The 24,065-nt window shown below is 69.1% G+C and carries 25 protein-coding genes and 1 other RNA gene; 17 read left to right on the forward strand and 9 right to left on the reverse strand.

Features of this window, described 5'->3' with window-relative positions; genetic code table 11:
• Nucleotides 1-467 precede the first annotated feature (467 nt).
• The 6 genes from ACFSVL_RS27980 to ACFSVL_RS28005 are packed head-to-tail and all read left to right on the forward strand — an operon-like array spanning nt 468 to nt 7,211.
• The gene (locus ACFSVL_RS27980) at nt 468-1,697 is read left to right on the forward strand and encodes an ROK family transcriptional regulator (RefSeq protein WP_378308532.1); all 1,230 of its coding nucleotides are present in this window, start codon (nt 468-470) and stop codon (nt 1,695-1,697) included.
• Between the two features lie 25 nt (nt 1,698-1,722).
• A complete protein-coding gene (locus tag ACFSVL_RS27985; protein WP_378308533.1) occupies nt 1,723-3,099 on the forward strand; it encodes an extracellular solute-binding protein in 1,377 nt (458 codons plus the stop codon).
• Entirely contained in the window at nt 3,096-4,085 is a 990-nt protein-coding gene (locus ACFSVL_RS27990) for a carbohydrate ABC transporter permease (RefSeq protein ID WP_378308534.1), read from the forward strand. The genes ACFSVL_RS27985 and ACFSVL_RS27990 overlap by 4 nt, the downstream gene beginning before the upstream one ends.
• Nucleotides 4,082-4,972 carry a carbohydrate ABC transporter permease gene (locus ACFSVL_RS27995; protein ID WP_378308535.1) on the forward strand — a complete coding sequence of 297 codons (891 nt, stop codon included), beginning with the start codon at nt 4,082-4,084 and terminating at the stop codon, nt 4,970-4,972. The genes ACFSVL_RS27990 and ACFSVL_RS27995 overlap by 4 nt, the downstream gene beginning before the upstream one ends.
• Nucleotides 4,969-6,234, forward strand: coding sequence for a 6-phospho-beta-glucosidase (locus ACFSVL_RS28000; RefSeq protein WP_378308536.1), 1,266 nt, complete (start codon nt 4,969-4,971; stop codon nt 6,232-6,234). Before ACFSVL_RS27995 ends, ACFSVL_RS28000 begins: the two co-directional genes overlap by 4 nt.
• On the forward strand, nt 6,231-7,211 hold the full coding sequence (locus ACFSVL_RS28005; protein ID WP_378308537.1) for an N-acetylglucosamine kinase: 981 nt from the start codon (nt 6,231-6,233) through the stop codon (nt 7,209-7,211). The genes ACFSVL_RS28000 and ACFSVL_RS28005 overlap by 4 nt, the downstream gene beginning before the upstream one ends.
• A 45-nt stretch (nt 7,212-7,256) precedes the next feature.
• Here ACFSVL_RS28005 and ACFSVL_RS28010 read toward each other — a convergent pair whose 3' ends face one another.
• The 4 genes from ACFSVL_RS28010 to ACFSVL_RS28025 form a co-directional block, all read right to left on the reverse strand.
• Complete coding sequence (locus ACFSVL_RS28010) at nt 7,257-7,766, reverse strand: SRPBCC domain-containing protein (protein WP_378308538.1); 510 nt, start codon at nt 7,764-7,766, stop codon at nt 7,257-7,259.
• Complete coding sequence (locus ACFSVL_RS28015; protein ID WP_378308539.1) at nt 7,763-8,104, reverse strand: ArsR/SmtB family transcription factor; 342 nt, start codon at nt 8,102-8,104, stop codon at nt 7,763-7,765. Before ACFSVL_RS28015 ends, ACFSVL_RS28010 begins: the two co-directional genes overlap by 4 nt.
• 411 nt (nt 8,105-8,515) lie before the next feature.
• A complete protein-coding gene (locus tag ACFSVL_RS28020) occupies nt 8,516-9,883 on the reverse strand; it encodes a GntT/GntP/DsdX family permease (RefSeq protein ID WP_378308540.1) in 1,368 nt (455 codons plus the stop codon).
• Complete coding sequence (locus ACFSVL_RS28025; protein ID WP_378308541.1) at nt 9,880-10,374, reverse strand: gluconokinase; 495 nt, start codon at nt 10,372-10,374, stop codon at nt 9,880-9,882. Before ACFSVL_RS28025 ends, ACFSVL_RS28020 begins: the two co-directional genes overlap by 4 nt.
• 126 nt (nt 10,375-10,500) lie before the next feature.
• Between ACFSVL_RS28025 and ACFSVL_RS28030 the strand changes: the two genes are divergently transcribed.
• Nucleotides 10,501-11,184 carry a FadR/GntR family transcriptional regulator gene (locus ACFSVL_RS28030; protein ID WP_378308600.1) on the forward strand — a complete coding sequence of 228 codons (684 nt, stop codon included), beginning with the start codon at nt 10,501-10,503 and terminating at the stop codon, nt 11,182-11,184.
• A 25-nt stretch (nt 11,185-11,209) separates the two neighbouring features.
• Nucleotides 11,210-12,109 carry a cobalamin biosynthesis protein CobD/CbiB gene (locus ACFSVL_RS28035; RefSeq protein ID WP_378308542.1) on the forward strand — a complete coding sequence of 300 codons (900 nt, stop codon included), beginning with the start codon at nt 11,210-11,212 and terminating at the stop codon, nt 12,107-12,109.
• Between the two features lie 4 nt (nt 12,110-12,113).
• Here the strand turns inward: ACFSVL_RS28035 and ACFSVL_RS28040 are convergent, their stop codons facing one another.
• The 3 genes from ACFSVL_RS28040 to ACFSVL_RS28050 form a co-directional block, all read right to left on the reverse strand.
• Nucleotides 12,114-12,722, reverse strand: a complete 609-nt coding sequence (locus ACFSVL_RS28040; protein WP_378308543.1) for an FMN-binding negative transcriptional regulator — start codon at nt 12,720-12,722, stop codon at nt 12,114-12,116.
• A gap of 67 nt (nt 12,723-12,789) precedes the next feature.
• Nucleotides 12,790-13,620, reverse strand: a complete 831-nt coding sequence (locus ACFSVL_RS28045; protein WP_378308544.1) for an SURF1 family cytochrome oxidase biogenesis protein — start codon at nt 13,618-13,620, stop codon at nt 12,790-12,792.
• Nucleotides 13,621-13,668: 48 nt separating this feature from the next.
• Nucleotides 13,669-14,130, reverse strand: a complete 462-nt coding sequence (locus ACFSVL_RS28050) for a low molecular weight protein-tyrosine-phosphatase (protein ID WP_378308545.1) — start codon at nt 14,128-14,130, stop codon at nt 13,669-13,671.
• Between the two features lie 40 nt (nt 14,131-14,170).
• Here ACFSVL_RS28050 and ACFSVL_RS28055 point away from each other — a divergent pair, with 40 nt between their 5' ends.
• From ACFSVL_RS28055 to ACFSVL_RS28075, 5 genes are all read left to right on the forward strand, one after another.
• On the forward strand, nt 14,171-14,989 hold the full coding sequence (locus tag ACFSVL_RS28055; protein WP_378308546.1) for a Nif3-like dinuclear metal center hexameric protein: 819 nt from the start codon (nt 14,171-14,173) through the stop codon (nt 14,987-14,989).
• A gap of 17 nt (nt 14,990-15,006) precedes the next feature.
• On the forward strand, nt 15,007-15,744 hold the full coding sequence (locus ACFSVL_RS28060; protein WP_378308547.1) for a zinc ribbon domain-containing protein: 738 nt from the start codon (nt 15,007-15,009) through the stop codon (nt 15,742-15,744).
• A complete protein-coding gene (locus tag ACFSVL_RS28065; RefSeq protein ID WP_378308548.1) occupies nt 15,741-16,880 on the forward strand; it encodes a bifunctional RNase H/acid phosphatase in 1,140 nt (379 codons plus the stop codon). Before ACFSVL_RS28060 ends, ACFSVL_RS28065 begins: the two co-directional genes overlap by 4 nt.
• A gap of 182 nt (nt 16,881-17,062) precedes the next feature.
• Nucleotides 17,063-18,808: a hypothetical protein gene (locus ACFSVL_RS28070; protein ID WP_378308549.1), complete on the forward strand. Its 1,746-nt coding sequence runs from the start codon at nt 17,063-17,065 to the stop codon at nt 18,806-18,808.
• A gap of 95 nt (nt 18,809-18,903) precedes the next feature.
• Complete coding sequence (locus tag ACFSVL_RS28075) at nt 18,904-19,062, forward strand: hypothetical protein (protein WP_378308550.1); 159 nt, start codon at nt 18,904-18,906, stop codon at nt 19,060-19,062.
• On the opposite strand, the gene ACFSVL_RS28080 is transcribed toward ACFSVL_RS28075, so the two are convergent.
• Nucleotides 19,059-20,288: an SLC13 family permease gene (locus ACFSVL_RS28080; protein WP_378308551.1), complete on the reverse strand. Its 1,230-nt coding sequence runs from the start codon at nt 20,286-20,288 to the stop codon at nt 19,059-19,061. The two genes, ACFSVL_RS28075 and ACFSVL_RS28080, sit on opposite strands and share 4 nt — an antisense overlap.
• Nucleotides 20,289-20,314: 26 nt before the next feature.
• Nucleotides 20,315-21,445: a dimethylsulfone monooxygenase SfnG gene (gene sfnG, locus ACFSVL_RS28085; protein ID WP_378308552.1), complete on the reverse strand. Its 1,131-nt coding sequence runs from the start codon at nt 21,443-21,445 to the stop codon at nt 20,315-20,317.
• Nucleotides 21,446-21,555: 110 nt separating this feature from the next.
• Between sfnG and rnpB the strand changes: the two genes are divergently transcribed.
• The 4 genes from rnpB to ACFSVL_RS28105 all read left to right on the forward strand — a co-directional run bounded on the left by rnpB (nt 21,556) and on the right by ACFSVL_RS28105 (nt 24,065).
• Nucleotides 21,556-21,948: RNase P RNA component class A (rnpB, locus tag ACFSVL_RS28090), an RNA gene on the forward strand.
• Between the two features lie 22 nt (nt 21,949-21,970).
• Entirely contained in the window at nt 21,971-22,828 is an 858-nt protein-coding gene (locus ACFSVL_RS28095) for an SCO6745 family protein (protein WP_378308553.1), read from the forward strand.
• Nucleotides 22,829-23,309: 481 nt separating this feature from the next.
• Nucleotides 23,310-23,564 carry a hypothetical protein gene (locus ACFSVL_RS28100; protein WP_378308554.1) on the forward strand — a complete coding sequence of 85 codons (255 nt, stop codon included), beginning with the start codon at nt 23,310-23,312 and terminating at the stop codon, nt 23,562-23,564.
• Nucleotides 23,565-23,576: 12 nt separating this feature from the next.
• Nucleotides 23,577-24,065, forward strand: coding sequence for a hypothetical protein (locus tag ACFSVL_RS28105; protein ID WP_378308555.1), 489 nt, complete (start codon nt 23,577-23,579; stop codon nt 24,063-24,065).

A 24,065-nucleotide genomic window follows, 5' to 3' on the forward strand; every position in this document is an offset into this window, starting at 1 on the left:
CTCACGACCCCTTTTCGCACCCCGCCACCGAGCCGCACCAGCCCGCGCCACCGCTCCCGCTGCGCCCCGCCCCGCTCCCGCCCCGCCCCGCTTCCGCTCCGCCTCGCTCCCGCCCCGCGCCCCGCGCCCCGCGCCCCGCGCTCCCGCTTCCGCTCCGCCTCGCTCCCGCCCCGCGCCCCGCGCCCCGCGCTCCCGCTTCCGCTCCGCCTCGCTCCCGCTCCGCTCGCGCTCCCGCTCCGCTCCCGCTCCGCCGCCTCCTGCCCGGCCCCCGCGTCACAGACCACCCCTCCCCGCTGGTCTGGACCGCGCACCCTCCGCGCTCACCCAGTCACCCTCCGCCGGTCGCCGACATTCCGCGGTATCAAGCCGTTACCCCGCCGTTTCCCGAGCCCATTGACGACGTGTGGCCGCGCTCACTACAGTCCCGGAAAACCGTCTGTAAAGTTTCCTAATAAAGGAGCAGCCAGGTGCGAGCCGGCAGTCCGCGAACGTTGCGCGAGATGAACGACCGCGCGGCGATCGAGGCGTTGCTGCGGAACGGGCCGCTCACCCGGGCCGAACTCGAGGCCGCCATCGGGCTGTCCAAACCGGCCACCGCGCAGCTGCTCACCCGGCTGGAGCAGGACAATCTCGTCGGCAAGGCGGGGGAGCGGGCCGGCGGCGGACGCGGGCCGCGCGCTCAGTTGTGGGCGGTCAACGGCGGGCTCGCGCACGTCGCGGCCGTCGACCTCACCCCGCAGGTCGCGGACTTCGTGGTCGCCGACGTCGCCGGTGCCGTGCTCGCCGAGTACCGCGTGCAGCTCCCGGTCGCCGAGGACGCGGACGTGGTCGGCTCGTTCGGCCAGGCGCTCCGGCGGGTCACCAAGGCCGCCGGGATGCAGCTCGACGATCTGGCCAATGTGGTCATCGGCGCGCAGGGCGCGTTCGACCCGCGCACCGGGTTGCTGTCCTCGGCCCCGCACATCCCGGGCTGGCTCGGGTTCAACGTGCCGGCGCGGTTGAGCGACGAACTCGGCGTCACGGTGAAGATCGAGAACGACGTAAACCTGGTCGCGGTGGAGGAAATGACCGTCGGCAACGCGCAGGACGTCGACGACTTCGTGTTGGTCTGGCTGTCCGAAGGCGTCGGTGGCGCGGTCGTCATCGGACGGCGGCTGCTGCGCGGCGCGACCGGTGGCGGCGGCGAGATCGACTGGATGCGCGTCCCCGATCCGGCCACTGTGGACACTGGCGACAGCTGGCCCGCGGCAGGCGCGCGGTTCGGCAATCTGGTCGACTCGTCCGCGATCACCCGGCTCGCCAAGGCGCACGGCATCTCCGCCGACAACGGCTGGGACGCCGTCGCGCAGGCACGACGCATTGCGCACCATGGGTTTCTGGACGATCTAGCGCGCCGCGTCGCCAGCGGAGTCGCCAGCCTGGTCGCGGTCGCCGACCCGCAGCTCATCCTGCTGTGCGGCGAAACCAGCCGGGCCGGCGGCGACGAGTTCGCCGGGATCGTCGCCGGAAAACTGCACGAACTGGTGCTGCCGCGCACGCCCGTCGGCGTCGCTTCGGTACAGGGCAACGCGGTGCGCGCCGGTGCGCTGCAGTCCGCGCTCGCCACCGCCCGTGAGGACGTCTTCGGCGTCGTCACCCCCACGCTCCTCGGGCCGCGCCGGTCCGCGGGAGAGCAAGCCCCGTCCCCGACCGAGTAGACCCACCCGAAGGACAGGAGGGTTCATGTCCGCTCCCACCCGCATCCGGAGGCTCGCGCGCAGGCGCGGTTCTCTGCTGCTCAGCGCCGTCGCGGCGAGCACGCTGCTGGCGACCGCCGCGTGCGGTGCCGCCGCGCCCGCTGGCGGCGGTGACGCCGCGGCCCCGCCGAACAAGGACGACAAGCTCACGATCACCGTCTACAGCAAGTTCACCGACCGCGAGTACGGCGTGGTCACGAAGGCGCTGGACAAGCTGAAGGCGAAGTTCCCCAACATCACCATCAAGCACGAGGGGAACCAGGACGACGACAAGCTCACCCAGTCGATCCGCGGCGGCAACCCGCCGGACGTGGCGATCTCGTTCTACACCGACAACCTCGGCGCGTGGTGCTCCACGGGCAGCTTCCAGGACCTGAAGCCCTACATCGACCGGGACAAGATCGATCTCGAGCAAATCCCGCAGGCGGTCCGCGATTACACGTCGTACCAGGGCAAGCGGTGCGCGATGCCGATGCTCGCCGACGTGTACGGATTCTTCTACAACAAGAAGCAGTTCGAGGCCAAGGGCATCGCCGGCCCGCCGAAGAACACCACGGAACTGTTCGAGGACGTCAAGAAACTCACCGAGTTCAACCCGGACGGTTCGATCAAGACCGCGGGCTTCCTGCCGTCGATGCCGTTCTACGCCAACCAGGCGCAGTACTGGGCACCGAACTTCGGCGCCAAGTTCATCGGCCCGGACGGCAAGTCCTCGCTCGCTTCCAGCCCCGGCTGGAAGGAAATGTTCGAATTCCAGAAGAAGCTCATCGACTTCTACGGCGGGCACGCGAAGGTCGAGAAGTTCAAGGCCGGTCTCGGCGACGAATACTCGAAGGACAACGGTTTCCAGACCGGCAAGCTGTCGATGATCTACGACGGCGAGTTCCGCACCGCGTTCATCAAGGACCAGGCGCCGTCGCTCGACTACGGCACCGCGCCCGCCCCGGTTCTCGACAGCCTGGCCAGCCAGTACGGCGGCGGCTTCGGCACCGGCACGATCATCGCGATCCCGAAGGGGGCCAAGAACCCCGGTGCCGCGTGGGAGCTGATCAAGCAGGCCTCGCTCGACACCGACACCCTCGTCGAGATGGCCAACGGCCTGAACAACGTGCCCAGCACGAAGGATTCGCTGAACTCGCCGAACCTGAAGATGCCGCCGCAGTTCAAGACCTTCACCGACATCTACAACAGCGGCAAGCTGGTCGCCAACCCGACCACGCCGATCGGCGACGCGTTCCTCAAGGCGGTCAACGACTTCGCCGAGAAGTGGCAGGCGGGCTCGGTGCCTGACCTGGCCGCGGGCCTGCAGAAGGTCGACGCGCAGATCAACGACGCACTGGCGCAGAAGGGCGCCGGCGGATGACCACGCTGACCGCGGCGGAATCCGGAACCTCCTCCGCGCCGAACCAGGCGCGGAGGGGGTCTCCCCGGGCCAAGCGCAGGCGCACGGTGTTCTACTTCATGGCACCGGCCACTCTCGGGTTCCTGATCTTCTTCGCCTACCCGCTCGGCGCGACGCTGTTCTACTCGTTCACCCGCTACGACCTGATCAACCCTCCACAGTGGATCGGGTTCGACAACTACGTGCGCATGTTCACCAGCGAACCGCTGGTGAAAACCGCCGCGTACAACACGTTGTGGCTGGTGATCATCCTGACCGTCTGCCGGGTGCTGTTCTCGCTCGGCGTGGCGTCGGTGATTTCGCGGCTGAAGAGCGGCGTCGGCATCGTCCGCACGCTCTGCTATTTGCCCGCACTCGCCCCGCCCGCGGCCGCGACGCTCGCGTTCGTCTTCGTGTTCAACCCGGAATTCGGCCCGGTGAACCGGTTCCTGCGGCTGGTGGGCGTCGACGGCGGACTGTGGTTCAACAGCCCGGAAATGTCGAAGCCCGCGCTGACCCTGCTCGCGCTGTGGGGTTCGGGCGAGCTGATGATCATCATCCTGGCCGCGCTGCTGGACGTTCCGCAGGAGCAGTACGAGGCCGCGGAACTCGACGGCGCGGGCCCGGTGCGCCGGTTCTGGCACGTGACGCTGCCGTCGATCTCGCCGGTGCTGCTGTTCGGCGTGGTCAACTCGATGATCTACGCGCTGCAGTTCTTCACCCAGGCAATCGTCGCGGCGTCCGCTTCGGCGGGCACGGCGGACGTCGCCGGAAACTCGAAACTGATCGGCGCGCCGGAAAACTCGACGCTGACCTATCCGATCTGGTTGTACGTGCAGGGTTTCCGGTACTTCAACATGGGCTACGCGGCGGCGATGGCCGTGCTGCTGTTCCTGGTTTCCGCGGGCTTCACGTGGATTCTCGTGCGGCAGATGCGTAAGTCACAGCATCAGGAGGAGGGGGCATGACCACGATTACGGCCCCTGCGCCCCCGGCTCCTCCGGTGCATCCGCGAGAGAAGTTCAAGCGGCGCTGGGACAAGAAACTGTCCTTTGTGGCCACCCATGCGGTCGGCATCGCGCTCGGCGTGATCTTCATGCTGCCGTTGCTGTTCGTCTTCCTCACCTCGGTGATGAAGAGCGACCAGGCGATGACGTCCAGTCTGTGGCCGACCGAATGGCACTTCGAGAACTTCATCGAGGTGTTCCGGAAGGCTCCGTTGCTGGAGTACTTCGGCAACAGCTTCCTTTATTCGGCACTCGCGACGATCGGGGCGCTGGTCTCGGCGATCCCGGCGGCGTACGGGCTGTCGAAGCTGAAGTGGCGCGGGCAAAACCTGTTCTTCATGCTCACCGTTGTCGCGATGATGCTGCCCCCGCAGGTCACCGTCGTTCCGCTGTACGACCTGTGGGTGCGGCTCGGTTTCACCGGCACTCTGGTGCCGCTCATCGTGCCGTACTTCTTCTTCGACGCCTTCTCGATCTTCCTGCTGCGGCAGTTCTTCCTCACCATTCCGAAGGACTACCTCGAAGCGGCGAAGATCGACGGCTGCAACGAGTTCCGGGTGCTCACGCGGGTGCTGATCCCGATGGCGAAGCCGGGTATCGCGGCCACCGCGATGTTCTGCTTCCTGTTCACCTGGAACGACTATTTCGGTCCGCTGCTCTACACCGGCGAGAACAAAGACAACTGGCCGCTTTCACTGGCGATCGCGTCCTTCCGAGGCATGCACCACGTCGAATGGAACCTCACGATGGCCGCGACCGCGCTGATCATGCTGCCGGTGATCGTGCTGTTCGTGTTCGCGCAGAAGTCGTTCGTCAAGGGCATCACGTTCACGGGAGTCAAGGGATGAAACTGGCAGTGGTCGGCGGTGGGTCCACCTACACGCCGGAGCTGATCGACGGCATCGCCGGACGGCGCGCCTCGCTCGACGTCGACGAGATCGTGCTGATCGACCCGGACGCCTACCGGGTCGAAGCGGTCGGCGGGTTCAGCCAGCGGCTGCTGGACCACGCGGGGCATCCGGCCCGCGTGCGCACCACCGCGAATCTGGAGGAGGGCGTCGACGGCGCGTCGGCGGTCCTCATCCAGCTGCGCGTCGGCGGGCAGAAGGCACGCGCGTCGGACGAGACGTTCCCGCACCTGTGCGGTTGTGTCGGCCAGGAAACGACCGGCGCGGGCGGCCTGGCGAAGGCGCTGCGCACGGTGCCGGTGGTGCTCGACATCGCCGAGCGCGTGCGCAAGGTCGCCGGGGACGACACCTGGATCGTCAACTTCACCAACCCGGTCGGCATCGTCACCCGCGCATTGCTGCAGGAAGGCCACCGCGCGGTCGGCCTGTGCAACGTCGCGATCAACCTGCAGCGCAAGTTCGCGAAGCTGCTCGGCGCGTCGACCGGCGACGTCAAGCTCGTCCACACTGGACTGAATCACCTGAGCTGGGAACGCGGCGTCCTGGTCGACGGCGTCGACCGGCTGCCGGAACTCCTCGCGCAGCACGCGGAATTCCTCGGCGAAGAGGTCAGCGTGCCGGTCGAGTGGATGCAGCGAATGCAGGCCGTGCCGTCGTACTACCTCAAGTACTACTACTCGCACGACGCGCAGGTCGCGAAGCAGCAGACCGAACGTCCGCGCGCCGAGGTGGTCAGCGACGTCGAGGAAGAGCTGCTGAAGATCTACCTCGACCCGGACCAGAACACGAAGCCGGAGTCGCTGGAGAAGCGCGGCGGCGCGTACTACTCGGAGGCGGCGGTGCAGCTCGTGCACGCGCTCACCTCCGGCGGTGCCGCCGAGGAACACGTGGTGAACGTCCGCAACAACGGCACCTTCGATTTCCTGCCGGACGACGCGGTCATCGAGGTTTCGTCCACTGTGGATTCCGCGGGCGCGACCCCGATCCCGCAGACCCCGGTCGACCCGCGGTTCGCCGGCCTGATCGCCGGCGTCACGGCCTACGAGCATCTGGCACTGGACGCCGCGGTCAAGGGCGGCCGGGACCGGGTCGCGGACGCACTGCTCGCGCACCCGCTCGTCGGCCAGTACCCCAAGGCGGACAAGCTGGCGGACGAACTCGTCGCACGCAACCAGGATTTCCTGCCCTGGGCGCGAGCATGAGCGACACCGTCGTCGCGATCGACGGGGGGAACAGCAAGACCGAAGTGCTGGTGGTTTCGCGGGACGGTGCCGTACTCGGCGCGTCCCGCGGCCCCGGCGTTTCTCCCCAGCGCGTCGGAGTCGACGGATGCGTTGCCGCACTGGAAGAATTCGTCCTGGAAGCACTCCATTCCGGTGGTCTGCCGACGGAGCCGCCGTTCGCCGTGCACACCTCGGCCTACCTCGCGGGCTTGGACTTCCCCCGAGAAGAAGCCGCGCTGCACCGTGCCTTGTCGGCACGCGGCTGGAGTTCCACTTTGGACGTCGGCAACGACGTGCTGGCTTTGCTGCGTGCAGGAAGCTCTGACGGCACCGGCGTGGCAGTGGTATGCGGCGCGGGAATCAACGGTGCCGGCTTCGCCCCGGACGGCCGGTCGTACCGATTCCCCGCACTGGGCAAGGTTTCCGGCGACTGGGGCGGTGGCTACCGCCTAGGCGAGGAAGCCCTGTGGTGGGCAGTCCGAGCCGAAGACGGCCGCGGCCCGCGCACCGCACTGGAATCGGCGGTGGCGGAGTATTTCGGTGCCTCGACGCTGCTGGATGTGGTGCAGGGCCTGCACTTCGAGGAAATCGACTCCGCCTCGATCCACGGCCTGTGCCCGCTGCTGTTCGAGGTCGCCGCGGCAGGCGACGAGGTCGCGCAAGACGTGGTGACCCGGTTCGCCGAGGAAGTAAGCCTGCTGGTAGCTGCGATCATGCGCCGCCTGGACCTGACGTCGGCCGCCCCCGAAGTCATCCTCGGCGGCGGCGTACTGACCGGCGTCGGCACATCGGTGATCGCGGACATCGAACGACGGTGTTTAAAGGTGGCACCACGCGCACAGGTACGCGTGGTGGAGGTGAACCCGGTCGTCGGAGCCGCACTGTTCGGTTTGGACAAACTCGGGGCATCCGCCGCTGCGAAAGCCGCACTGAAAGCCGCGACGCAACGCGCGTGAAGCCGTGGGGTGGCCGCACTTTCGCGCGGCCACCCCACGTTCGCGTCAGGCCGTGAGACCCTTGCCGGTCTCCAAAACGGACTTCAGATCCGACAGGACCCACGCCCAGCCACCACCCGCGTTCTCGCCCGGGCCAGCGTTGACGTCCTCCTGCGAGCCAGACACCAGCGCCGCGTGATTAGGCGCACCGGTGACGTCATGGGTGACGGTGAGGCGAGTGCCCGCCGTCTTCGTTTCCTCGATGTCGTAAGTGAGCGTGGTGTACGGCTCCGCGACGAGGCTCGGATCCATCTGCAGTTTCCAGGTGAGCACGAGCTTCCGCGGCGGATCGACCTCGAGCACCTCGCCGTCGAGAAGATCGGTCGTGTACCCCGAGTCGATGAACTCCTGAGTCGGCTTGGTGCGATGCTTGCCGCCGCGCTTGAGGTCGAACTCGGCCAGGCCGGTGTAGCCGTACTTCGCGGTCCACTCCGGCTTGGTGATGGCGTCCCACACCGCCTGCGGGGTCGCCTTGATGTACACGCGGTTGACCTGAACAGTCGTGGTGTCAGTCATTTTCCGGGCTCCTTCTGGGTTTCTTCGGCTTCGAGCCGGGCCTTGAGGTCCAGCAGCGCCGAGGTGTGGTGTGCGGTGTACTTGTCGATCCAGCGATCGTGGATTTGCCGGATCGGGATCGGGTTCAGGAAATGCCGTTTCTCCCGCCCCTCCTTGCGCGAGACGACCAGCTCGGCCTCCTCGAGCAGCTTGAGGTGCTTCATCACCCCGAACCGCGTCATGTCCACTTCGGACTCCAGCTCGGTGAGCGTGCGGCCGTCCCGCGCGTAGAGCAGGTCGAGCAGGAACCGGCGGGTCGGATCCGCCAGAGCCTTGAAAACCAGGTCCTCGTCGGGCACGCACCGAGAATAGGTGACCAAACGGTCACATGTCAACCGGGCAAAGCGCCGCGACCGGACTTCACCTGAGTGAAGGCCGGTCGCGGTCGTGAAGGGGGTTAACCCGAGTGAAGCCTTGCACTGCCATGAACCGGATTAGCCGGAGTGAAGCAACTACGCGGCAGTTAAGGGTGTTAATCAGGGCAAACTAGCGACACTGCCGTGAAGCAGGTTAACCGGAGTGAATCGACAATGCTTCCGTGAAGCTTATTAACTTGAGCGAAGCAGCGACCTCGCGGTGAAGTGGGTTAACTGAAGTGAAGGGGCGACCCTTCGGTGAAGCTGGTTAATCAGGGTGAAGCGGTACCCCGGCCGTGAAGCGGGTTGACCAAGGTGAATCGGCGACACCGCTGCAAAGGGGGTTGACCAGCGTTAAAGCAGCGCGCCCAAGGGGAGGATCAACGCGATCGCGACCACCGAGATCACCGTCTCCATCACCGACCAGCTCTTCAGCGTCTGTCCGACCGACATCCCGAAGTACTCCTTAACGAGCCAGAACCCGGCGTCGTTCAGATGCGAGAAGAAGAGCGACCCAGCACCGATGGCGAGGACCAGGAGGGCGTTGTGTGTCGGATCGAGAGTCGCGGCCAGTGGGGCGACGATGCCCGCCGCGGAGACCGTCGCGACGGTTGCCGAGCCGGTCGCCAGGCGGATCGCCACCGCGACCAGCCAGCCGAGCAGCAGCGGTGACAGGTTGGCGCCTTTCGACAGGCTCGTGATCACGTCGCCGACCCCGGCGTCCACCAGCGTCTGCTTGAACCCGCCGCCCGCGGCCACGATCAGCATGATCCCGGCGATCGGGGCGAGGGAATCGCCGACGATGGACGACAGGCGCTCCCGGTTCAGCCGCGCCGGGCGGCCGAGCACGACCATCCCGACCAGGACCGCCAGCAGCAGTGCGACGAGCGGGTCGCCGATGAAGTCCAGGACCCGGCGGACCGGGTTTCCCTTGTCCGCCAAGATGTCCGCCAATGCCTTGGCCAGCATCAGGACCACCGGCAAGAGCACAGTGGACAGTGTCGCGCCGAAGCTCGGGCGGTGCTTGTCGTCCGTACCCTCCGACTCCGGGACCAGCCGGGCGGGTGGCTCGGCGTCGGGCACCATCTTCGCGGCCAGGCGGCCGAACAGCGGTCCGGCGATCACCACCGTGGGCAGGCCGACCAGGAGACCGAGCGCCAGGGTGAGGCCGACGTTGGCGTTCAGCGACCCGGCGGCGGCCAGCGGGCCGGGGTGCGGCGGGATCAGGCCGTGCAGCACCGACAGTCCGGCCAGCGCCGGGATTCCCAGCAGCAGCACCGGTTTCCCGCTGCGCTTGGCGACCAGCAGCACCACCGGGATCAGCATCACGAGCCCGATCTCGAAGAACATCGGCAACCCGATCAGCGCCGCCACCAGCGCCATCGCCCACGGCAGCCCGGGGCCGCGGACCCGGCCGAGCACGGTGTCCACGATCCGGTCCGCGCCGCCGGAATCGGCGAGCAGTTTGCCCAGCATCGCCCCGAAAGCGATCAGCACGCCGACCGACGCGACCGTGCTGCCGACGCCGTTCGTGAAGCTCTTCAGCAGCTTGTCCACCGGCATCCCGGCGACCAGTCCGAGCACGCCGGAACCCAGCGTGAGCGCGAGCAGCGGATGCAGTTTCACCTTGCTGATCAGCACCACGATCACCGCGATGGCCAGCACGGTGGCGAGGATCAGGCGGGTGTCGTGGCCGGTCCAGCCGGCGGCGAGGGTGTTCATGCGCGCTCCCGGAACGTCTTCAGCGCCGACGCGACGAGGTCGGCGGGGGAGAGGCTGATGTCGAAGGTCGCCCCCGGCTCGTCCGCCTCCAGCGGTTCGAGGTCGGCGAGCTGGGAATCGAGCAGCGAGACCGGCATGAAATGGCCGGTGCGGGTCTTCATCCGCTCGGCGAGCACGTCGCGCGAGCCGTTCAGATGCAGGAACCACACGTCCCAGCCGCCGCGCAGCACGTCGCGGTAGCGCCGCTTCAGCGCGGACGAGCTGACCACGCCGCCGCGTTCCTGGTGCTCCGCGATCCACAGCGCGATCGAGGCCAGCCACGGCTCCCGGTCCTCGTCCGTGAGCGGGTGGCCCGCGGTCATTTTCTCGATGTTCGCCTGCGGGTGGAAGGTGTCCGCCTCGGCGTACTCGACCCCGAGCGCCTCCGCGACGGCCGAACCGACCGTCGTCTTGCCCGAGCCCGACACGCCCATCACCACGATGACCGTCATCCGCACCTCCCACGTCTTTGTGCCCTGGAGAGTCAAACTCAAAAGTACTACTTAATCAAGAAGAAGTAGTACTTAATCGAGTCAGAGCGTTACGTTAACCCAGTGGGCAATGATCGGCACGAGGAGATGCTCGACGAGCTGGGCGCGGCCATCGCGAGCGGCGAGCTGCCGCCGGGCGCGGTACTGCGCTCGGAAGAGCTGCAAGAGCGGTACGGAGCTTCGCGCACCGTCGCCCGCGAGGTCGTCCGGGTTCTGGAGACGATGGGGCTCACCAGCAGCCGCCGCCGCGTCGGGGTCACCGTCCGCGAGCCGGCCGAGTGGAACCACTATGACCCGAGACTGATCCGCTGGCAGCTCGACGGCGCGGACCGGCCTGCCGCGCTGCGCACGCTGACCGAACTGCGCTCGGCCGTCGAACCGTGTGCCGCTCGCTTCGCCGCGATCCGGGCGACCCCGGAGGAACGCGGCCGCATCCGCGCGCTGGCGGTGCACCTTCAGCGCACGGCCCGGGCCCGCGATCTGGACACCTTCCTCGGCCACGACATCGCCTTCCACGATCTGTTGTTGTCGGCGTCGAGGAATCCGATGTTCGCGCAACTGTCCTCAGTGGTCGCCGAGGTGCTCGCCGGCCGCACCGGGCACGGCCTGATGCCGGACGAACCGCAGCCTGAGGCGGTCGCGCTGCACGTCGAAGTCGCCGAGGCGATCGACCTCGCCGACCCGGTGCGCGCCGAACGCGCGATGCGCGACATCGTGGAGCAGGCACGCGAGGAAATCGCCGCCGCGGTGTCGAGTAATCTCGGCGACTGAATCGTCCACGTTCGGGGGGCTGCAAGTGAGCGCGGCGCGCGCGATCGGCTTGATTCTCGGTTTGGCCGCCGACGGTGCACTCGGCGATCCGCGGCGACGGCCGCCGGTCACCGCGTTCCGTCAGGTGGTCGCGTCCACCGGTTCGCGGCGCGCGACCGGGCTCGGAATCGCTGGCGCGGCAGTGGCCGCCGGCGTGCTCGTGGAGCGAACCGGGCGGCGCAGCCCGGTGTTGCAGGCGACTGCGACGGCGGTCGCGACCTGGGCGGTCGTCGGCGCGGCCGGGCTGGCCACGCAAGGCACCGAGCTGGCCCGTGATCTCGAAGAGGGCCGCCTCGAACCCGCGCGCGACACACTGTCCGAACTGGACTCGCGCGTCACCGACGGACTCGGCACGATCGGGCTTTCCCGTGCGTCCGTGGAAACTCTGGCCGAGAACACGTCCGAAGTGGTCGTCACGCCGCTGCTGTGGGGCGCGGTCGCGGGCGTGCCCGGGCTCCTCGCGGCCCGCACGATCGGACTGCTGCGCCGCCTGCTCCCCGGACACTGGGCCATCGACCGGCTCGACGAACTCGTCCACCTCCTGCCCACCCGGGTCGCGGCCGCGCTGACCGTGCTGGGCGCGCCGGTCGTCGGCGGTTCCGCGGGCGGGGCGTGGCGGGCCTGGCGGCGCGACACGATCGCGCACCCGAGCCCCAACGCCGGGCGCGTCGAGGCGGCTTTCGCCGGTGCACTGGAGATTCGCGTCGGCGGGAGGACCGAGTATCCGCAGGGCGTGGTGGAACTGCCGGTGCTCGGGGTCGGGCGGAATCCGGACGCGGGGCATGTGACGCGTGCGGTGGAGCTGTCCCGAGTGGTCGGTTGGCTGGCGGCTGGGACCTCGGTGGTCGTGGCGGTGCTGAGCGGGGTGCGCCGCCGAAACTCCTGAGCTGTCAGGGTTTCAGGTGTGCCACGGCTTCCGCGTCGTTGAGACCGTCCCTTTCGGACAGCAACGCGCCGATCCGCTGCCGGTCCTCGGACTTCTTGTTCCCGCCGTACTTGAACTTCGCCCGCACCTCGGTCACGGTCAGCTCGATCCCGCGAATCCCCGGCAGCAGCCGCCGATCCGGAGCGTCCACAGCGGACACTGGAGTGCGTTTGCCGTCCGGCTCGAAGTGCGCCAGCTGAAGGTTCAGCAGCGCGGCCTTCTCCGCCGGATCGTCGACGAGCCGGACGTCGCAGGCCAGCTGCACGCTCGCGTAGTACGAAGTGGGCACGCCGAGCGCGGGGTCGTCGGCGGTGTTCCAGTCCGAGCGGATGTAGGTGTAGTCGCCGGTCACCGTCAGCAGCGCGCGCGGGTGTTCCTCCAGCAGCGGCCACACCGGGTTCGGCCGGGCGAGATGCAGCCGTACGGTCGCGTCGCCGTCGAAGACGAAGTGCGTCGGCACCACCACGGGCAGATCACGGCCGCGGCCGCCGGCGACCAGCTCGCCGAAGTCGTGTCCGGCGAGCCAGTCCCGCCATTCGTTCTCGTCCGCGGAGTCCCAGGGGTGGATCAGCATGCCGCCAGTATCGGCTCCGCGAATGGACCTGCCAAAGGGCCATTTTCCAGCGAAACGACCAGGCCACTCAGTCGGTCGGCGTGTACTCGTCCTCTTCCTCGGCGAGCATCTCCGCGACGGACTTGCGGCGACCGCGCTGCGGCCGTTCGGTCGTCAGCGCGCCGCCCGGGCGCAGCTCGCGGATCGTGAAGTACAGCCAGCCCAGCAACGCCATCGTGCCGAACGCCAGCCACTGCAGCGCGTACGAGAAGTACGGGCCCGACTCCAGCTGCGGCAGCGGCAGCGCCTTCAGCACGCCGGGTTGGTTGCCGTCGAGCTGGAAGTAGCCAGGCCGGATAGTGAGGCCAGACGCCTTCGCCACTACGCGTGAGTCGACGGTGTAGCTCTGCAGCTTCCCGTTCGTCGACGCGTCGGAGAACGCTTCGCGGTTCTTCGGGTCTGTCTCGTCGCTTCGCACGCGCGCGACGACCGTGACCTGTCCGCCCGGCGCGGCCGCGTACGGGAGCACGCCGGAGTCGCTGTTGAGCCCCACGTAGCCACGGTCGATGAGGTACACAGTGCCGTCGGTGGCGCGAAGCGGCGTGAGGACTTCGTACGCGCCTTGGCCCTGCACAGTGCGCAGCCGCGCGACAACCTCCGCCGAAGGCAGGTACGTGCCGGTGATCGTCACGAGGTGCCACTCGGTGTTCTTGTCCGGCTTCGTCCCGGGCGGCAGCAGTTGCGCGGCGGGGGCGGGCTTCGCGGTGAACGACGTGCTCAGCGCGTTGTTCTGGGTGACCTGTTCGCCGTCGCGGCGGAACTGCCACGGGGCCAGCAGCGTGTAACAGCAGATGGCGAACGTGAACACCACCACTGTCAACGCCAGCCATCCCGGCCGGAGCAGAAACCGCAACCGCACCCCTCTACGGTAGGCCGTCGCGTTCCGTGCGCGCACCCGGACCGGACGTCACGCCTGTTCGCGGACCCAGTCCAGCAGACCCGGCACGCTCCGCTCGATCATCCCGAGCACGTCCTCGAAGCCGTCGCCGCCGCCGTAATACGGGTCCGGCACCTCGGCGCCCTCCGGCGCGGACGGGTCGAACGAACGCAGCAGCCGCACCCGCGAAGGGTCTTCGACCCGGGACTGCAGGAAGTCAAGATGACTCTCGTCGGCGGCGAGCAGCAGATCGGCTTCGAGGTCTTCGTCGCTGACTTCGGCCGCGATGTGCTCGGTGGGGTAGCCGTGTGCCTTCAGCGTGGCGCGTGCCCTTCGGTCGGCTGCCTCGCCGACGTGCCACGGCCCGGTGCCCGCGCTCGACACGCGCACAGCGTCGGCGAGACCCGCGTCGGCGAGCTTCGCGCGGAACACCAGCTCCGCCATCGGGGAGCGGCAGATGTTTCCGGAGCACACAAAGACGACGGAAGGCATGGCCGGAAGTCTTCCAGAGCGACCGTGCGAGGATCCCCAGGTGCCTGCATTAGCCGAGATCATCGCCGTCCTCGAACGCAGTTACCCGCCCCGGCTGGCGGAAAGCTGGGACGCGGTCGGGCTCGTCTGCGGAGACCCGGCCGAGGACGTCGCCCGCGTGCTGTTCTGCGTCGACCCGGTCGAGGAAACGCTCGCCGAAGCGGAGGAAATCGGCGCGCAGCTGATCGTCGCGCACCATCCGCTGCTGCTGCGCGGCGTGCACGGCGTGCCGGCGGACACCGCCAAGGGCTCGCTCGTGCACCGCATGATCCGCGGCGGCATCGCGCTCTACTGCGCGCACACCAACGCCGACTCGGCCGACCCCGGCGTGTCCGACGCGCTCGCCGCGGCCATCGGGCTGGAGGTCGACCGGCCGCTCGACCCGCACGAACCGGGCGGCCGCACCGGGATCGGCCGGATCGGGCACCTGCCCGCCGCCGAACCGTTCGCGCAGTTCGTCCAGCGGGTCGCCAGCGCGTTGCCGGCCACCGTGCCCGGCGTGCTCGGCGCCGGCGACCCGGACCGGCCGATCCGCACCGTCGCGGTGTCCGGCGGCGCGGGCGACTCGTATCTCGCGAAGGCGACGGCCGAGGGCGTGGACGCGTACGTGACCGCGGATCTGCGCCACCATCCGGCCGGCGAGCACCTCGCCGCCGCGGCCGCCGTGCCCGCGCTGGTCGGCCTCACGCACTGGGCCAGCGAGTGGCCGTGGTGCGGACAGGCCTCGGCCCTTGTCGGCGGCGCCTTTGCGGGTACCGTCGAAGCTCACGTCTCCACGCGGTGCACCGACCCGTGGACCATCCGCGCTACCGCCCAGTAACTAAATCAGGGAGCACAGTGAAGGCCGACCCCGCCGTCCAGCGTCAGCTGCTCGAACTCGCGAAGGTGGACGCTGAGCTTTCGCGCGTCGCGCACCGCCGCCGCACCTTGCCCGAGCTTGCCGAGATCGAGGCCGGGGAAAAGACCGTCCGGGAGAAACGCGACGCGCTCGTGTCCGTCGAGACCGCGTCCTCGGACCTCGACCGGGAAATCGCCCGGCAGGAGAAAGAGGTCGAATCGGTGCGGGCGCGCGTGGACCGCGACCGCAAGCTGCTGGAATCCGGATCGATCGGCGCCAAGCAGATGACCGACGTCGAGCACGAGCTGCAGACCCTCGGCCGCCGGCAGGGCGCGCTCGAGGACGACCTGCTGGAGCTGATGGAGCAGCGCGAGGCACTGGGCCTGGACGCGCAGCGCACCAGCGCCGAGGTCGACAAGGCGGCGCAGGAGGTGCAGGCCGCCGAGGGCCGCCGCGACGAGGCGTTCAAGGACCTCGACACCACCGAAGCCCGGCGCAAGGAGGACCGCGCGAAGCTGCTGCCGCGCTTCCCGGAGCCGCTGCTCAAGCTGTACACCCGGGTCTACGACCACAAGGGCATCGGCGCGGCGCTGCTGCGGGCCCGCCGGTGCGGTGCGTGCCAGCTCGAACTCGACCGCAACACCATCTCCGAGATCAAGGCCGCGGCCGAGGACAGCGTCGTGCAGTGCGACAACTGCGGCGCGATCCTGGTCCGCACGCTGGAGTCGGGCCTGTGACCGACCGGGTGATCGTCGAGGCCGACGGCGGGTCGCGGGGCAACCCCGGCCCGGCGGGCTACGGCGCGGTCGTGAAAGACGCGGCCACCGGCGAGGTGCTCGCCGAACGCCACGAATACCTCGGCGTCGCCACGAACAACGTCGCGGAGTACTCCGGGCTCGTCGCCGGGCTCGCCGCGGCCGCCGAACTCGGAGTGTCCACTGTGGACGTCCGGATGGACTCGAAGCTCGTGGTGGAGCAGATGTCCGGGCGGTGGAAGATCAAGCACGCCGCGCTGCAGCCGCTCGCCGCGCAGGCGCGCGAGATCGCGGCGGGCTTCGACCGCGTCGGCTACACCTGGATCCCGCGCGCGGAGAACTCGCACGCGGACCGGCTCGCGAACGTCGCGATGGACAGCGCGGGGTCCGGCGCCACCGCGCCCGCCCCGGCTCCCGCGAAGGCGAAAGCCAAGGTCGTCGAACCGGACCGGGTGTCCCCGGCAGGCTGGACCGGAGCCCTCGGCACGCCCACCAAACTGCTCCTGCTGCGGCACGGCCAGACCGAGATGTCGGTCGACCGCCGCTACTCCGGGCGCGGCGACGTCCCGCTCACCGAACACGGCCGGGGCCAGGCCGCCGCGGCGGCGAAACGGCTGGCCGCGATGCCGGGGCTGATCGGCGAGGACGGCGAGCCCGCCCCGATCGTCGCGTCGCCGCTGATCCGCACCAAGCAGACCGCGCAGGCGGTCGCCGACGCGCTCGGCGGCCGGGTCGAGACGCACCCCGGGCTCATCGAGACCGACTTCGGCGAATGGGAGGGCCTCACCTTCGGCGAGGCCGCGAAGCGGGACCCGGAACTGCACCGCTGCTGGCTGAGCGATTCGTCGTGCCCGCCGCCCGGCGGCGAGAGCTTCGACGCGGTCCACGAGCGGGTCGGCAACGCCCGCCGCGACCTGGTCGAGCGGTACGACGGGCGCACGGTGCTCGTGGTCAGCCACGTGACGCCGATCAAGACCCTGCTGCGGATGGGGCTCGACGCGGGGCCGTCGCTGCTGTTCCGGCTGCACCTGGACCTGGCGTCGCTGTCGATCGTCGAGTTCTACCCGGACGGCAACGCCTCGGTCCGGCTGGTGAACGACATCTCGCATTTGTCCTGAACGGGACATTTGTGAGGTGGATCACGCTCGGGGATGACGTGTGAACCGGCCCGGATGAGGTATTGGCTAGAGTGCGGTGTCGACCGCGGCGCCGCGGCGCAGGTCCCGGCCGGGACTTCAAGGGGGGCGCAGGCTCGTGCGTTTCTTCGGCAGCATCCGCAAGTGGAAACAGTGACGAGGACATGACGGCTAGCGCACTCACCGCAGTATCCGAGCCCGACCTGCCGGGGGAGAAGACGTCCGATCCGCCCGCGCGGTTCCGGCTCAGCTGGCTGGCGTCGACGCTGGCGGTGCTGGCCGGCGTGGCCGCGGTCGCGTGGCACGCCACCCGCTACGGGCACTGGATCGTCGACGACGCGGCCATCACGTTCTCCTACTCGCGCAGCGTCGCCGACGGGCTCGGCCCGGTGCTGGCCCCCGGCGCGCCGCCGGTGGAAGGCTTCTCGGACCCGACCTGGATGATCCTGCTCGCGCTGGGCAAGGTCGCCGGCCTGTTCGACAAGGGCCTGCTGTTCGGCATCCCGGACTACGTGCTGTTCCCCAAGCTGCTCGGCCTGCTCTTCACCGCGGGCATCCTGGTGCTGTGCCATCTGGTGGCCCGCCAGGTGTTCCGCAGGCACGCGTGGGCGATCACGCTGGCCACCGGCCTCGGGCTGGCGGCGATCCCGTCGTTCGTGATCTGGGTGGTCTCCGGCCTCGAGAACTCGCTGTTCGCGTTCTTCGTCACCGCGCTCGCCGCGCTGGTGTTCACCGCGCTGCGCAAGGAAAACCCGCTGTCGTTCAAGGTCGCGATCGGGGCAGGCGCGCTCGTCGCGGCGGCCGCGCTGACCCGGCCGGAAGGCCTGATCTACGCCAGCGCGTACCCGATCGTCCTGCTGTTCGGCGTGAAGCGCGAAGGGTTCTGGCCCAGCTTCCGGTCCGCGCTGGTGTCCATCGCCGCCTTCGCCGTGCTGTTCGGCGGCTACGTCGTGTGGCGCTACACGGAGTTCCACCGGCTGCTGGCCAACCCGTCGGTCGCGAAGAAGCAGGGCCTGCCCACCTTCGCCTCGATCATCCGGCCGCACCAGCTGGTGGAGTACGCGGGCGTCGCGCTGACCCTCGTGCTGGTCGCCGTGGTCGTCTGGGCGCTGGTCAAGGCCCCGTGGCGGCGTCCGCTGCTCGCGCTGGTCACGCCGCTCGTGCTCGGCGTGATCGCGTACGGCGTGATGGTGCCGGACTGGATGGCGCAGTACCGCTTCGCGACGCCGGTGTGGGTGCTCGGCACGCTGTGCGGCGTGATGGCCTTCGCGGAGCTGATGCGCAAGCTGCCGCAGGTGCGCTGGCGGGCGCTCGGGGCGGTCGTGCTCGTGGCCGCGTCGGTCCCGTCGGCGATCGGCTTCGTGCAGCAGTCCGACGAGTTCATCAAGGCCCCCACCGTGCCGGCGTGCCTGATCGCGGACCGGTTCGGCCGCGGCTTCAACACCTACGCGGACATGCTCGGCATCCAGCAGGGGTCGCTGCTGCTGCCGGACCTCGGCGGCTCGTCGATGACCAGCAGGCTCGAACTGGTCGACATGGCCGGGCTGGTCAACGCGCCGATCGCGGACCTCACGCACAAGGAAGACATCGCCGGCCTGCGCGACTACGTGTTCGACACGGTGAAGCCGACCTTCATCCACTCGTGGGGCCCGTGGGCGGACGGCAACGAGATCAGCATCGACCCGCGCGTCGACCGGGACTACGTTCCGATTCTCGTGTACCCCGGCCCGGGCAAGCGTCAGGGCGACTTCGTCCGCAAGGACGCGGTCAGCGATCCGGCCAAGCTGGCGGCGGTTCAGCACTATGCGCAGGTCACGATGATGAACGTGGAAGCGCAGCGGTTCGGGGACGGTCTGGACGACTGTGGTCCGACGTTGTCGCGGGGGAGCACGATCGCGCCGCGCGGTTAGAGCACCAGCCACAGCGCACACGTCGCGGCGGCTAGCGACAGCGGAGTCGTGAGTGCGCCGAGCTTCAGGACCGCGCCTACTGGCGGGTGCTGTCCGTGGCGGACGACGCGGTGACCGACCCAGTGAAGCTGGCGGCTGTCCAGCACTATGCGCAGGTCACGATGATGAACGTGGAAGCGCAGCGGTTCGGCGACGGTCTGGACGACTGTGGTCCGACGTTGTCGCGCGGCAGCACGATCGCGCCGCGCGGTTAGAGCACCAGCCACAGCGCACATGTTGCGGCGGCTAGCGACAGCGGAGTCGTGAGCGCGCCGAGCTTCAGGAACTCGCCCACCGGCGGATGCTGTCCGTGCCGCACGACGACGCGGCGCCACAGCAGCGTCGCCAGCGAGCCGAGGTAGGTCGCGTTCGGGCCGATGTTCACGCCCAGCAGGACGGCGAGCAACACGCCCTGATTCGGGTGCGGGCCGAGGACCGACAGCAGGATCAGCGTCGCGGGCAGGTTGTTGACCACGTTCGCCAGCACGGCCGCGATGCCTGCCGCGAGCAGCAGTTCGGGCAGTCCGGCTGTCGTCGGCAGGATCGTGTGCAGCAGCCCGCCGAGGACGTGCTCGTTGACCGCCTCGACCACCACCGCGAGGGCGAGCACGAAGAGGATCAGCAGCGGGGACGCCTCGGTGATCACCTGCCACGGGCGGATCTTCCGCTCCGCCAGCGCCTTCGAAGTCAGCACGAGCGCGGTCAGCGCGGCGATCCAGACCGGCTCGACGTGCACCAGTTCCCCGGTCGCGAATCCGGCCAGCATGACCGCCAGCACGACCAGGGTGAAGACCGGCGCTTCACGGTGTTCCGGCCGACGGGTGCTGGCCGGTTCACGGAGGTCCTTGCGGAAGAACCAGGCGAACGCGGCGAGTTCGACGGCGAGGGTGACCAGCCACGGCAGGGCCATCAGCGCGGTGAACCCGGCGAAGGTGAGGCCGGAGGCGGTGAAGGCGAGCAGGTTGGTGAGGTTGGAGACGGGGAGGAGCGTCGACGCCGAGTTGGCCAGGTGGGCGCAGGCGTAGACGTGCGGGCGCGCGGTGAGCTTCAGCTCCGCGGCGGTGGCGAGGACGACCGGGGTCAGCAGGACGACGGTCGCGTCGAGGCTGAGCACGGCCGTGACGATCGCTGCCGCGGCGAAGGTGAGCAGCAGGAGCCGCGGTTGGCGGCCGCGGCAGATTTCGGCGAGTTCGGCGCCTAGCCAGGTGAAGACGCCTTCGGCCGCGGCGAGATGGCTGACCAGCAGGATCGCCGCGAGAAAGCCCATCGTGGGCAGCATCTGGACGACCCGTTCGCCGGCTTCGTGCGGCGAAGTCAGGCCGAGCGCCAGTGCAGCACCGGCGGCGGGGACCGCGAAGACGGCTTCGGGAAGGCCGCGCGGGCGCGCCATGGCGAACCAGAGCGTTCCTGCCAGAAGAAGCAGGGACAGGGGAGCGTTCACCCCCGAACGTTAGACGGCGCGGCGGATCAGATCCCCGCCGGTTCCGGGACTCCCGCGCCGCGTTCCAGCACCCGCTCCTTCTCCCGGATCACCGGCAGCACCGCCCGGCCGAAGTGCTCGACGTCCTCCAGGTAGTGCAAAAACCCGAGCAGCAACAGGTTCGCGCCGCGCTTTTTGTACTCGATCGCCCGGTCCGCGATCTGTTCCGGAGTCCCGATCAGCCCGGTCCGGAATCCGTCGTTGTACTGCACGAGGTCCGCGAACTCCGAATCCGCCCACATGCCCTTGGTGTCCGAAGTGGACTTCCCGGCCTGCGCGACCGCCGAGCGGAATCCTTCGACGGCGGGCACGTTCGCCTTCGCCACGATCTCCCGCAGGACCTCGCGTGCCTCGGCTTCGGTCTCGCGGGCGATCACGAAGCCGTTGAGCCCGAAGCGAACCGTGTGGTCGTTCCCGGCGGCATACCCGCGCACCTCGTCGACCTGCTCGCTGAACCCGGCGAAATCCTTGCCATTGCTGAAATACCAGTCCGAAACGCGACCGGCCAGCTTGCGCGCGGCCGTCGAGTTGCCGCCCTGGAAGATCTCCGGATGCGGCCGGCCCGGCCCGGCGACCGGCTTGGGTTTGAGGTCGAAATCGTGCACGCGGTAGAAATCGCCGCGGAATTCGGCGTGGTCGTCGGTCCACAATTCCTTGAGCACGCGGATGAACTCCTCCGAGCGGCGGTAGCGCTCGTCGTGTTCGAGCCAGGGTTCGCCGAGCCCGGTGAACTCGTCTTTGAACCAGCCGCTGACCACGTTGACCGCCGCCCGGCCGCCGGAGATGAAGTCCGCGCTGGCGACGAACTTCGCGAGCACGCCGGGCTGCCACAGTCCGGGATGGACGGCCGCGATCACCTTCAGCCGCTGCGTGGCGAGCAGCAGAGCCAGGCTGAAACCGGTGGATTCGTGCTGGTAGGCGGCCCCGTAGCTGGCGGTGTAGCGGACCTGGGTGAGGGCGTAGGAGAAGCCGTTGTTCTCGGCGAGCACGGCGAGGTCGCGGTTGTACTCGTAGCCCCAATCGGTGCGCTGTTCGATGTCGCTGGTGACCAGGCCGCCGCTCACATTCGGGACCCAGTAAGCGAATTTCAGGGGTGCTGGTGGTTCTGGTGCGGACATGGCGGGAGTGAAACAGCGGCCGGGAAGAGGGTCAACGCGCGTCCACGCGGTGGAATGTGCCAACCCGTGCCGAGGCCCGCGCCGTCTCCCGGGTAATCTGCTCCGGCGGACGAGCTGGCAGGACGGTCGCGGCCCGGGTTCTCCCGGTCCGAGGAAAGTCCGGACTCCGCAGGGCAGGGTGGTTGCTAACGGCAACCCGGGGCGACCCGCGGGACAGTGCCACAGAAAACAGACCGCCCCCGTCTCCGGACGGGGGTAAGGGTGAAACGGTGGTGTAAGAGACCACCAGCATCCCGGGCGACCGGGATGGCTCGGTAAACCCCACCCGGAGCAAGGCCAAGAGGGAGTTCGCTCCTGCGCAGGCGATCGAGGGCGGCCCGCCCGATGCCTGCGGGTAGGCCGCTGGAGCCTGCCGGCGACGGCAGGCCGAGATGGATGACCGTCGCCCGGTCCGCCGCGAGGCGGCCCGGGAACAGGATCCGGCTTACATGCCAGCTCGTCCGCCCGATCGCTACGATCGGGCGCATGGGTCAAGCCGTCGCCGCCGCTGTCGCCTTCCGGACCACTTTCGACGCTCTGCACGCCCCGGTCTACTTCGCGCCCGAGACACAGGAGCGGCTCGCCGCTGTCGGGCTCAAACCGGGGTCCATGACGTACTTCGCCAGCCGCGCCGCGGCCATGGGCCAGGTCGGACCGGGCACGGTCACGGCCACCTTCTACAGCTTCAGCCCCGGGCTGATCAGCCACTTCATCCCGCGCGTCTGGACACTCGCCACCCCCGAAACCGTCCTGGAAGCCCGGCTCGCCGCCGTCGACGAGATCTACCGCCGCCTGTTCGGCGACGAGACGCTCGCGTCCGCGGAGGTCGCCGAAGCCGCCGCGCTCGCCCGGGAAGCCACCGAGGGCTGCCGTCCGGAAGGCCGCCCGCTCTACGCCGCCCACGCGGACCTGGCCTGGCCCGAGCAGCCGCATCTCGCGCTCTGGCACGCGATCACGCTGCTGCGCGAACATCGCGGAGACGGGCACGTCGCCACGCTGACGGTGCACGATCTGTCCGGCCTCGAAGCATTGGTCACGCACAGCGCGACCAGCAACGGCACCCCGCCGGACACCGCCAAGCGCACTCGCGGCTGGAGCGACGAGGAGTGGGACGCGGCTGCGAAGCGGCTGACCGCCGACGGAATCCTCGACGCGGACGGCGCGCTCACTGAGCGCGGACTGGACCTGCGCGAGCGCGTGGAAACGGCGACGAACGAGGCGGCGCGGGGCCCGTGGCGGCACCTCGGCGAGGAGAAGACGGCTCGGCTGGAGCAGTTGTGCGCTCCGCTGAGTCGTCGGGTGATCGAGGCGGGGGCGATCCCGAGCGCGGCGTTCCGGGCCTGATCGGCGAGACGGTCCGGAACTGCCCGGGATCACGCTTTGTAGTGAACAAATGCGCAGATCGGACGCGACGGTGACGGTTATCGCATCGGAGAGTGATCAATTCCGGATTGTTTTCCACCCCGGTTGTCACTCACCGGACTCGCGGCGGAACGCCGATCGGGGCATGCCACACTGGTGCCTGCCCGACACGCCGGTCCGGGGCGCACCGAGAGTGAGCGCCGCGCGTTTTGCGGAGCCGCTCGGCCGGAACACTGCGCAATCCGGGTGGCTTGGGTTATTCCGGAGCACCCTTGCCACGATGATGGAGGGCGAGGAATCCTGACCGTCGGACCCGCAGCACCCGCCCCGTGACCACAAGTCGACATTCACCGATATCTACGCAGCGCGCTTTGACCATTACCCCTCGTAACGCCATGATGGTGTTCGTAGCTTCGCCGAAGCCAGAACAGCGCGGCGCCCGCCGTGCACCGGGAGTATCGCGATGACCAGCATGACCGCCCTCGCCGACGGACTGAGCACCGGCAACGTCCGCACCTGGCTGCTCGACAACATCATCCCGCTGGTGCTGCTCGCGGTGGCGCTGCTGCTGTTGTGGCTCGGCGGCGGCAAGGGCGACAACGCGGGGGTCATGCGGCGGCTCGCCGGCGTGGTCATCGCGCTCGCGATCATCGGGCTCGCGGTCAGCGGCGCGGGCGTGAACGTGGGCCAGTGGATCGCCGGCCTCTTCACCGGCTGAGGCGGAGCAGGCGTGCGGATCAGGACCGATGACGAGGTGTACCGGGTCGATGCCGTCTGGCTCGGCCCGCCGAAGGCGACTTTTCCCTGGCGAGCCCGCTACGTGGCGTGGCTCGTCGGCATTCCGGTCTTCCTGGTCGTGCTCACCGTGGAGCGGTGGCTCGGCTGGAGTTTCGGGTTTTTCTCCACGGCGTGGGCGTTCGTGGCCACGATCGTGATCACCCGGCTGATCACCGCCAAGATCAGCCACGAGCGCCCGCTGGGCGCGGTGATCGCGATGATGGGCCAGGAACTGCGCGCGCCGCGCGAGCGGACCTCGGGCACCGGCGGCGCGGTGAGCGCCAGCCGGGTCCGGGTGCGGGCGCAGCGCCCGCTGCCGAAGCACAAGAGAAGGCGGCAGTACCAGCACCGCGACGTGCGTCGCGGCGCTGGCACGAATGCCGGGAAACAGGGAGCACCACGAGCGCGCCGGAGCCGCCCCGCGGCTCGGGCCGGGAGGTAG

The sequence above is a fragment of the Amycolatopsis silviterrae genome, from assembly GCF_042684085.1.
Classification (GTDB): Bacteria; Actinomycetota; Actinomycetes; order Mycobacteriales; family Pseudonocardiaceae; genus Amycolatopsis; species Amycolatopsis silviterrae.